The sequence below is a fragment of the Mesorhizobium sp. M1E.F.Ca.ET.041.01.1.1 genome (assembly GCF_003997355.1).
In the GTDB taxonomy this organism is placed as follows: Bacteria; Pseudomonadota; Alphaproteobacteria; order Rhizobiales; family Rhizobiaceae; genus Mesorhizobium.
In genome coordinates, this window is record NZ_RZSL01000182.1 from 1 (window position 1) to 10,288 (window position 10,288).

Consider the following 10,288-nt stretch of genomic DNA (forward strand, 5'->3'; position numbering starts at 1 on the left):
CGGTCGATGAGGCTCAGCACCAGACCTGCTTCGCTTGCCATCAGGCGCGCGTTCGGGGGCACGACCATGTCTTCACGCGGCTCGCGCCGTAACCCAGCACCGATCCATGGATTCCCGCAGGAACCGGGGGGCCTGCGGCCATTGCCGGAGAAATCCGGTCTTCCCATCGCCTGGCCGGCCCAGTCGGCCGAGTCAATCAACCATGAAGGACATGTCGGATGAAAATACTATTTGCAGCCTTGGCAATTGCCAGCGCCTTGTTCGGCAATGCATATGCGCAGACCAACAAACCCACCGTCGTTTTGGTTCATGGCGCATTCGCGGATTCGTCGAGCTGGAACGGCGTCGTTAAAATCCTGGAGAAGGATGGCTATCCCGTCGTAGCTGTCGCTAATCCGCTGCGTGGCGTCAAAAGTGACGCTAGCTACGTCGCCAACATCCTTGGTTCTATCAAATCGCCTGTTGTCCTCGTTGGCCATTCCTACGGCGGCTCGGTCATCAGCGACGCGGCCGAAGGCCATGCGAACGTCAAGACGCTGGTCTATGTGGCGGCCTTCGCGCCGGATGCGGGCGAGACCGCCGTGCAACTCGCCGGCAAATTTCCCGGCAGCACGCTCGGTCCGACCCTCGCGCCGCCGGTCACCCTGTCAAGTGGAGGCAAGGATCTCTACATCCAGCAGGAAAAATTCCACGATCAGTTCGCCGCCGACGTCCCCGAAGCCGACGCCAGACTGATGGCCGCGGGGCAGAGGCCTATCGCAGAAGCCGCGCTGAACGAAATCCAAACAGAAGCAGCGTGGAAAAAGCTTCCGACTTGGTTCATCTACGGAGACGGCGACAAGAACATACCGGCGAAAGCCTTGGCTTTCATGGCTGCTCGGGCCCACTCGCGGGATACCGTGGTTATCAAGGGCGCCTCGCATGTGGTGATGGTTTCGCACCCTGAACCCGTAGCGCGGCTGATCGAGAAGGCCGCTACGGAGGCATCACGATGAAAGCGGTCGTGATGACTACTCAAGGCGGACCGGAAGTGATGGAATTTGCCGAGTTGCCGGAGCCCGAGCCCGCCCCGGGCGAAGTCCTCGTCAAGGTCGCCGCTGCGGGCGTCAATTTCATGGATACGGGTGTGCGGCGCGGGCTCGCCTGGACCGACGTCCCCAATCCGAAAGTTCTCGGCGTCGAGGGGGCGGGGCGCGTGATTTCGGTCGGCGAGGGAGTTGACCGTCTCGCGCCTGGCGATCGCGTCGCCTGGGTCTATGCACCGGGGAGCTATGCCGAGCGTGCGGTACTTCCCGCCGAGGCGCTCGTACCGATACCGGATGCGATCGACGACCGCACCGCGGCGGCAGTAATGATGCAGGGACTTACCGCCAGCCACTTCGCAACGGATTTCTATCCGGTACAGCCGGGCGATATCGCGCTCGTGCATGCGGCAGCCGGCGGTCTCGGCCTGCTGCTCACCCAAATCATCAAGTTGAGAGGCGGCCATGTGATCGGCCGCGTCTCCTCGGCGGACAAGGTGGCGATCGCTAAAGAGGCCGGCGCTGACCATGTGATCGTGGATACCAAAGGGCAGTTCGCGCAAGAGGTGCTTCGCCTGTCCGGCGGTGACGGCGTCCACGTCGTCTATGACGGCTCAGGGCCGAAAACCTTCCAGGGATCGCTCGACTCACTGCGCCGTTCCGGCACTTTCTGCTGGTACGGCCCGGTGCTCGGCGGTCCCGGTCCGCTCGATATCATGAGCCTGCCGAAGAGCATCAAGATCGGCTACGCTGTCTTCTTCGATCATATCCACACGCCGGCACTCCTTCACGCTCGCTCCAGTCAGCTATTCGACTGGATAACAAGCGAAAAGCTGAAGGTTAGGATCAGCGGCATCTACCCGCTTGCCGAGGCAGCACAGGCGCATGCCGACATGGAAAGCCGCGCCACGACAGGCAAGCTTCTGCTCATCCCGTAATCTCCGGCATTTTCCAGAAAGCGCAGCAAAAGCTCCGGCGATTGCTTTGGCTGCCATCCGTCACTCTCGGCACAAGGGTGATGCCTCGTATGCCGACGAGAAGACCTCGCGCTCCGCAGACTAAGTTCTCTCTAGTCTGCGGTGCCCTGCTAAGCCCTTGAAATTATGGCGCGCCCGAAGAGATTCGAACTCCTGACCCCCAGATTCGTAGTCTGGTGCTCTATCCAGCTGAGCTACGGGCGCGCATCAGGCCGTGTGCGACACGGCCCCGCGATCCGATCAAAACGACCGGCCGCGAAATGTGGAGTGTTCCCTAACGACTGAATTTGCGAAAAGCAAGCCGATCCGGCAAAAGTTTTGTCGCAGGCATTGCGGCTGAGCCTCCGACGGCGTCGTTCAGGACGGAACCGGCGCGGTTTGTCGGGATGGCTGCGGTCAAGCGGGACGGCGCAGGCCGTTGCGGGCCTGATCGAGCCGCACCGGCTGGTCGGGGATGGTGACGGCGAAGACCGTGCGGCCGCCGATCGATTCGACCAGCTCGACCGTGCCGCCATGGGCGCGGATCAGCTCATGGGCGATCGCCAGGCCGAGGCCGGTGCCGCCGCTGCGCGCCGAGCCGCGGAAGGCCGCGAACAGGTTTTCGCGGGCCTTGGGCGGCAGGCCGGGGCCGGTGTCGGTGACGGTGATGCGGCTGACGCTGCCCGAACGTTCGGCCGAGACGGCGAGACGGCGCACCACCGCGCTTTCGGTGTCGGCTGCCATCGCCTGCACGGAGTTGCGACAAAGATTGGTGAGCACGCGGAACAGCTGGTCGGAATCGGCATCGACCTCGAAGGTGAGATCGACGCCATTGATGAACTCGATGCCTTCCTCGATGTCGAGCAGGCCATGCACGTCGTCGACCAGCTGGCGCAGCCTGAGCCTGCGGCGCGACGGCGCCGGCTCCTGCGTGCGGCCATAGGCGAGCACGCCCTCCGAATAGGCGACGGCGCGGTCGAGCGCGCGCAGGAGCTTCGGCGCGAAGGACTGCACGGTCGGGTCCTTCACCTGGCGCAGGCGGTCCGACATCAGTTGCGCGGAGGCGAGGATGTTGCGCATGTCGTGGTTGATCTTCGACACGGCAAGGCCGAGGTCGGCGAGGTGCTTCTGCTCGGAAAGCATCTTGTGCAGCCGATCCTGCATCTGCGCCAGCTCGCGCTCGGCGACGCCGATCTCATCGGAGCGCTCCGTCGGGCAGATGATGCGCCCGGGATCGTCGGGCGCCTCGGAGAAGGACAGGATCGAGCGCGTCATGGTGCGGATCGGGCCGATCATGATCAGGTCGATCGCCGCATAGACGAGCATGGCGGTGAACAGCGAGATCAGCAGCGACACCACGGCGACGTTGCGCGAATAGCGCAGCATCGCGTTGCGCAGGCTGCGGTCCGGCATGATCAGCTCGAACTCCTTGTCGCTGTCGCCGACCGGGCCGAAGACGCGCAGCATGCGGTTGCCGCCGACGAACAGCGTCTCCAACGCGCCCGTCATGCCGTTGACCAGGCCGACATTGGCGATGTCGATATGCTCGTCGACCTTCGGCGGCATGTCGGCCACGACCAGCAGCCGCGAGACGCCGCCGTCGCGCACCGCGATCGCCTTGGCGCCGATCGCCATCAGCACATCGTTCTGGGCGGTGTGCGACAGCGAGTTGGGCTCGCCCTGCAACAGAACGATCGAGACGGCGGCAGCGGTGCTCAGCCGCTCCTTCAGCCAGTTCACCCTGTAGCTGGCGATCCAGGGCAGGAAGATCAGGATTTCGGCGAGCAGCACGAAGACGATGGTGAGAAGCAGAAGCTTCGTCGACAGGCCGCGCGACAGCGGCACCCGGCGCGGAGAGCTCACTTCCGTCGGGCGTGCCTTTTCATCCGTGGACAGGACTTCACTCGTCATGACGCGGTTTTCACGAACGCTTGATCGGACAAGGTTATGCGATTTGCGGCTTTTTTGCCAATTTCGTCCCTGGCACCGCAAAAAATTCGCCCGCAGCTGGCCGGATTGACTTCCAAAAACCTTCTTTCTATAAGCCCGCTCACGCTCGGGCCATTCGTCCCGGCGCGGTTTCGATCGCGCCTAAAACCGGCCCGGCAAAGCTCCTGTTACAGAGTGACAGAATCAAGAAGGGCCGCACGCCGCGGTATTAAAACAAATGAAGCGTACCTACCAACCGTCCAAACTCGTCCGCAAGCGCCGGCACGGTTTCCGCGCCCGCATGGCCACCAAGGGTGGCCGCGGCGTCGTCGCAGCCCGCCGCAACCGCGGCCGCAAGCGGCTGAGCGCCTGAGCGAAAGACGAGATCGTTGCCCGCAACCGGCAAGCCAAAGGGGAAAGCTCCCGGGCGGCTTCTGAAACGCGCGGATTTCCTGGCTGTGCGCGGCGGCGAGAAACGCCGCGGGCGGCTTTTTCTCGTCGAGGTTCTCGATCGTGGCGACGATTCCGCGCCACGCGTCGGCTACACGGTCACCAAGAAGGTCGGCAACGCCGTGGTGCGCAACCGCGTCCGGCGGCGGCTCAGAGAAGCTGTGCGAACGTATGCCGCCGATGACATGGCGTCCGGCAATGACTATGTCATCGTCGGGCGCGAAGACGTGCTTGCCATTCCGTTCGGCCAGTTGAAGGCCGAGCTTTCCCGCCGGCTGCGCGGAACACGATAGGCTCTCGATGGAAAACAACCGCAATTTCTTCATCACCATCGCGCTGTCGGTGCTGATCCTGACGCTGTGGCAGGTGTTCTACATGAACCCGCGCATGGAGCAGCAGCGCGAGCAGGCCCGCATCGAGCAGCAGCGCGCCGAGGCGCAGAAGAAGGAAGCCGGCGGCGCCGCCAATTCCGGCGCAACCGGGACTCAGGCTCCGGCGCCGGGCGCCATCCCCAACACGCCTGGCGCCGAGGCAACGACGCCGGCAACCTTGGAACAGGCGCTCGCCGCAACCACGCGCGTCAAGATCGATACACCGAGCCTGTCCGGCTCGATCAACCTCGCCGGCGCACGCCTCGACGATCTCAAGCTCAAGCACTACACCGAGACAGTCGACAAGAACTCGCCCGAGATCCAGCTTCTCAACCCGGAGCAACTGTCAAACGGATATTTCGCCGAGATTGGTTTCGTCGGCGACAGCAATGTCGGCACACTGCCCGGGCCGAAGACGGTGTGGAGTGTTGACGGCAATTCGACGCTGAGCCCGGCGACGCCCGTGACGCTCACTTTCACCAACGACAAGGGACTTGTCTTCAAGCGGACGTTCTCGGTCGACAACGACTACATGTTCACCGTTTCCGATACCGTTCAGAATACGGGCGGCACCGCCGTCTCGCTGTTCAACTATGGCCGCGTCGCCCGCTTCGACAAGCCGGCCGTGGCCAGCACCTACGTGCTGCATGAAGGCCTCATTGGCGTTACCGGCAGCGAGGGCCTGCAGGAGCACAAATACGCGGCGATCGAGAAGGACAAGCAGTACAAGCCCGGAAAGTCGACAGACGGCTGGCTCGGCATCACCGACAAATACTGGGCCGTCACGCTGATCCCCTCGGAGAAGCAGCCATTCCAGCCCAGCTACTCCTATGTCGACATCAACAACGGGCTTCGCCACAGCTATCAGTCCGACTACATGACCGATGCCATCGCGGTCGGACCTGGGCAATCGACAACGGTCGAGACGGAGATCTTTGCTGGCGCCAAGGAAGTCAACAAGGTCAATGCATACGCTCAGGACCGCAACATCCGGCTGTTCGATCGCCTGATCGATTGGGGTTGGTTCATCTGGATAACCAAGCCGATGTTCTACCTCATCGACACGCTCTACAAGTTCTTCGGCAATTTCGGACTGGCGATCCTCGCCACCACCGTCATCGTCAAGGCAATCTTCTTCCCGCTCGCCAACAGATCTTACGCGTCGATGGCGAACATGAAGAAGGTGCAGCCGAAGATGCTGGAGATCCGCGAGAAATACGCGGACGACAAGATGAAGCAGCAGCAGGCGATGATGGAGCTCTACAAGACCGAGAAGATCAATCCGCTGGCCGGCTGCTGGCCGGTGGCGCTGCAGATCCCGGTCTTCTTCTCGCTCTACAAGGTGCTCTACATCACCATCGAGATGCGGCACGCGCCGTTCTTCGGCTGGATCCACGACCTGGCGGCGCCCGATCCGACGTCGATCTTCAACCTGTTCGGCCTGCTGCCGTTCGCTCCGCCGGCTTTCCTGCCGCATATGGGCGCCTGGGCGGTGGTGATGGGCATCACCATGTTCCTGCAGATGCGCATGAACCCGGCGCCGCCGGATCCGACGCAGGCCGCGGTCTTCACCTGGATGCCGGTGATCTTCACCTTCATGATGGGCAGCTTCCCTGCCGGCCTCGTCATCTACTGGGCTTGGAACAACACGCTCTCGATCCTGCAGCAGGGTGTGATCATGAAGCGCCAGGGCGCCAAGATCGAATTGTGGGACAATCTGGCGGCAATGTTCCGCAAGAAGCCATCGCCGGCGGAATAGCCGGCGCCCGACCCTGAATACAAAACCCCGGCATGCCGGGGTTTTTTGTTGGCCGATATCGTTCGACGCCCTTCGGACAGAACCTCGCGGGCTTCTTCCGGAATTCGCTTCGCCCCGCGAAACTCCGGCGCGGCGCGCCTCGTAGCTTCCCGGTCCTCCCCAATAAGGCCGCGACGGCTTCCGGCGCTACGACGCCGGTGTTTGGGAGGCCGTCCGGCAGGCCGGGATCCCCGCGGCGGGATCCCGGTCGTTCCCGGCTAACCTAGGGGTGGGTAGACCACGCGTCGCGCATCACTATAAGCTCGGCCTCCTGCAAGGGTGGACGGAGCCAGCCGATGACCGGACCCAATCCCAACATCAAGCATCCCATCGCGATGCATCCGCGCGTCGGCTTCCTGAAGGGGCTGGTCAACGCGCCCAACATCGAGATCGGCGACTTCACCTATTACGACGACCCTGACGGCCCCGACAAATTCGCCGAAAGATGCGTGCTGCACCATTATCCCTTCATCGGCGACAGACTGATCATCGGCAAGTTCTGCGCTATCGCCGAGGGCGCGCGCTTCATCATGAACGGCGCCAATCACGCGATGTCCGGCTTCTCGACCTACCCGTTCAACATCTTCGGCCATGGTTGGGAGGAAGGTTTCGACCCTGAGACGTGGTCGAAGGAGATCCGCGGCGACACGATCATGGGCAATGACGTCTGGCTCGGCATGGATGCGGTGATCATGCCCGGCGTGAAGATCGGCCATGGCGCGATCGTTGCCGCGAAATCGGTTGTCACGCACGACGTGCCGCCCTATGCGATCGTCGCCGGCAACGCGGCCAAGGTGGTAAAGATGCGCTTCGACGACTTCACGATACGGCGACTTTTGAAAGCGGCCTGGTGGGACTGGCCGGTCGACAAGATCAGCCGCAACCTCGACGCCATCCGGGGCGCCGACATTTCCAGGCTGGAGGCCGCGGTTTGAGCGCGCCCGAAAAGATGACAAACGACAAGACTATGGGCGACACGGCGGCAATCAACCCTGAGCTGTTCACTCGCGGCTGGATCTTCATCCGCGGCGTGCCGTCGATGAAATTCCTGCCGCCCGAAGGGCCGCCGGAGATCGCTTTCGCCGGCCGCTCCAATGTCGGCAAATCCTCGCTGATCAACGCTCTGGTCGGCCAGAAGGGCCTGGCGCGCACCTCGAACACGCCGGGGCGCACGCAGGAGCTCAACTATTTCGTGCCGGACGGGTTCTCCGGCGAGGGCGCCGACCTGCCGCCGATGGCGCTGGTCGACATGCCGGGCTACGGCTACGCCAGCGCGCCGAAGGACAAGGTCGACGCCTGGACGAAGCTGATCTTCGAATATCTGCAGGGGCGCGTGACGCTGAAGCGCGTCTATGTGCTGATCGATGCCCGCCACGGCATCAAGGCCAAGGACGAGGAGGTGCTGTCGCTGCTCGACAAGGCGGCTGTCTCCTACCAGGTCGTGCTGACCAAGACCGACAAGATCAAGGCGGCGGGCGTGCCGAAACTGATCGAGGAAACGCTCGCCAAGATCAAGAAACGGCCGGCGGCGTTTCCGACCGTGCTCGCGACATCATCGGAAAAGGCCGCCGGGCTCGACGAGCTGCGCGCGGCGATCGCGCTGGTGGCGAACGGTGGCTGAGAGGGCCTGCGTCGGGCAGCCGCATTGGAAAGGTTTGCGTGGCACGAGCCCCACCCCTACCCACAACGGAATCCTGGCGGCGACGACGAAATGTCGATGATTTAGTCGGAAACAACGGCGGCATCGTCCCCTCCTTCCTGTGGCAGGGCGATCGCATATGGCGCTCCCCCTCTCCGTCTCGGCTTCGCCGAGCCACCTCTCCCCCACGTTGTGGGGGCGAGGAACCCAAGCTTCCCCAGGCCGCTACATCAGCGATTAGCGTCACCTCGCCCCCATGAAATGGGGGAGAGGTGGCCGCGTAGCGGACGGAGAGGGGGCAGCGCTGCCGTGTGCGATTGCCCCCTGTGTACCCCGTTGTGGGAAGGGGCAGGGGGGTACTTCATATGCGATTGCGCTGGCCCGAAAGCGCGCCAGACCCCGCCCCATCAAGCTTTGCTCAATCCGTCTCGTCGCGTTCCGGCGCAAGGTCCCGCCGGCCGGCAAGGATTTCACGCTTGCCGACGTGGTTGGGGGCGCCGACCAGGCCTTCCTTCTCCATGCGTTCGACCAATGAGGCGGCGCGGTTGTAGCCGATGCCGAGGCGGCGCTGGATGTAGGAGGTCGAGCATTTCTTGTCGCGCTTGACCACCTTGACGGCTTCCTCATAGAGGGCGTCGCCATCCTCCTCGGCGATCGAGCCCTTGTCGAAGACCGGACCGGCGTCGGCCGCCTCTTCCTCCGCTTCCTCGCCGGCGGTGACCGTGTCGAGATATTCCGGGCGGCCTTGCGCCTTCAGATGCGCCACGACGTGCTCGACCTCCAAATCGGAGACGAATGGGCCATGCACGCGCGCGATGCGCCCGCCGCCGGCCATATGCAGCATGTCGCCCTGGCCGAGCAGCTGCTCGGCGCCCTGCTCGCCCAGGATCGTGCGGCTGTCGATCTTCGACGTCACCTGGAAGGAAATGCGGGTGGGGAAGTTGGCCTTGATGGTGCCGGTGATGACGTCGACCGACGGGCGCTGCGTGGCCATGATCAGGTGGATGCCGGCGGCGCGGGCCATCTGCGCCAGCCGCTGGATGGCGCCTTCGATCTCCTTGCCGGCGACCATCATCAGGTCGGCCATCTCGTCGACGATGATGACGATGTAGGGCATCGGCGCGAGGTCGATCTCCCGTTCCTCGAACAGCGGCTCGCCCGTGCCCTTCTCGAAGCCTGTCTGCACCTGCATGACCACCACCTCGCCGCTGTCGCGGGCAGCGGCGGCGCGCTGGTTGTAGCCGTCGATGTTGCGCACGCCGAGGCGCGCCATCTTGCGGTAGCGCTCCTCCATCTCGCGCACCGCCCATTTCAGCGCGGTGACGGCTTTCTTGGAATCGGTGACGACGGGCGTGAGCAGATGCGGGATGCCGTCATAGACGGACAGCTCCAGCATTTTGGGATCGACCATGATGAGGCGGCATTCCTCCGGCTTCATCCGGTAGAGCAGCGACAGGATCATGGTGTTGATGGCGACCGACTTGCCCGAGCCGGTGGTGCCGGCGACCAGCAGGTGGGGCATCTTGGCCAGGTCGGCGACGACCGGCTCGCCGCCGATCGTCTTGCCGAGGCCGAGCGCCAGTCTGCAGGAGGTGTTGCGGAAGCCGGCGGATTCGATCAGCTCGCGGAAATAGACCGTCTCGCGCGTTTCGTTGGGCAGCTCGATACCGATGACGTTGCGGCCCGGCACGACGGCGACGCGCGCCGAGATCGCCGACATGGAGCGGGCGATGTCGTCGGCCAGCCCGATGACGCGGCTCGATTTCAAACCCGGCGCCGGCTCGAACTCGTAGAGCGTGACGACCGGACCCGGCCGGACGTGGATGATCTCGCCCTTGACGCCGAAATCCTCCAGCACGCTTTCGAGCAGGTCGGCGTTCTGTTCCATCCGCTCCTGCGACATGTAGAAGCCCTGGCCTTCCGGCGGCAGCTGCAGCAGGTCCTCGGGAGGAAGCTCGTATCCGGCCGCGGCGGTCAGCGGCGCGACCTTGCCGGCGACAGGCAGGGAGGGCGCGGGCCTTGCGGTCCGGGCGCTTCTTGCGCCGGAAACCGGCGCGGCGGCAGTCGCTTCGGGCGCACGCGGTTCGATCTCCACCGGAGCGGGCCGGCCGACGGGCGGGGCG

The 10,288-nt window shown here is 63.9% G+C and carries 9 protein-coding genes, 1 tRNA gene and 1 pseudogene; 8 read left to right on the forward strand and 3 right to left on the reverse strand.

The window, feature by feature from the left end; all coding sequences use genetic code 11:
* The 3 genes and pseudogenes from EOA38_RS40415 to EOA38_RS16665 form a co-directional block, all read left to right on the forward strand.
* Positions 1-92: pseudogene (locus tag EOA38_RS40415) on the forward strand (cytochrome P460 family protein); the annotation flags it as partial.
* A gap of 126 nt (positions 93-218) precedes the next feature.
* On the forward strand, positions 219-995 hold the full coding sequence (locus EOA38_RS16660) for an alpha/beta hydrolase (protein WP_127299716.1): 777 nt from the start codon (positions 219-221) through the stop codon (positions 993-995).
* On the forward strand, positions 992-1,960 hold the full coding sequence (locus EOA38_RS16665) for a quinone oxidoreductase (protein ID WP_127299717.1): 969 nt from the start codon (positions 992-994) through the stop codon (positions 1,958-1,960). The genes EOA38_RS16660 and EOA38_RS16665 overlap by 4 nt, the downstream gene beginning before the upstream one ends.
* A gap of 166 nt (positions 1,961-2,126) precedes the next feature.
* Here the strand turns inward: EOA38_RS16665 and EOA38_RS16670 are convergent.
* Both EOA38_RS16670 and EOA38_RS16675 read right to left on the reverse strand, forming a co-directional pair.
* Positions 2,127-2,203 (reverse strand) — tRNA-Arg (locus EOA38_RS16670).
* Between the two features lie 192 nt (positions 2,204-2,395).
* Positions 2,396-3,889 carry a HAMP domain-containing sensor histidine kinase gene (locus EOA38_RS16675; RefSeq protein WP_127299720.1) on the reverse strand — a complete coding sequence of 498 codons (1,494 nt, stop codon included), beginning with the start codon at positions 3,887-3,889 and terminating at the stop codon, positions 2,396-2,398.
* 256 nt (positions 3,890-4,145) lie between these two features.
* Between EOA38_RS16675 and rpmH the strand changes: the two genes are divergently transcribed.
* The 5 genes from rpmH (at position 4,146) to yihA (ending at position 8,147) form a co-directional block, all read left to right on the forward strand.
* On the forward strand, positions 4,146-4,280 hold the full coding sequence (rpmH, locus tag EOA38_RS16680; RefSeq protein WP_008833937.1) for a 50S ribosomal protein L34: 135 nt from the start codon (positions 4,146-4,148) through the stop codon (positions 4,278-4,280).
* 16 nt (positions 4,281-4,296) lie between these two features.
* Positions 4,297-4,650: a ribonuclease P protein component gene (gene rnpA, locus EOA38_RS16685; protein ID WP_127299718.1), complete on the forward strand. Its 354-nt coding sequence runs from the start codon at positions 4,297-4,299 to the stop codon at positions 4,648-4,650.
* Positions 4,651-4,657: 7 nt separating this feature from the next.
* On the forward strand, positions 4,658-6,487 hold the full coding sequence (yidC, locus tag EOA38_RS16690; protein WP_126090901.1) for a membrane protein insertase YidC: 1,830 nt from the start codon (positions 4,658-4,660) through the stop codon (positions 6,485-6,487).
* 335 nt (positions 6,488-6,822) lie between these two features.
* A complete protein-coding gene (locus EOA38_RS16695; RefSeq protein ID WP_127299719.1) occupies positions 6,823-7,461 on the forward strand; it encodes a CatB-related O-acetyltransferase in 639 nt (212 codons plus the stop codon).
* A gap of 32 nt (positions 7,462-7,493) precedes the next feature.
* On the forward strand, positions 7,494-8,147 hold the full coding sequence (gene yihA / locus EOA38_RS16700; protein WP_126095682.1) for a ribosome biogenesis GTP-binding protein YihA/YsxC: 654 nt from the start codon (positions 7,494-7,496) through the stop codon (positions 8,145-8,147).
* Positions 8,148-8,583: 436 nt separating this feature from the next.
* Here yihA and EOA38_RS16705 read toward each other — a convergent pair.
* Positions 8,584-10,288: DNA translocase FtsK (locus tag EOA38_RS16705; RefSeq protein WP_281060103.1), on the reverse strand; the 1,705-nt coding region annotated here is incomplete at its 5' end.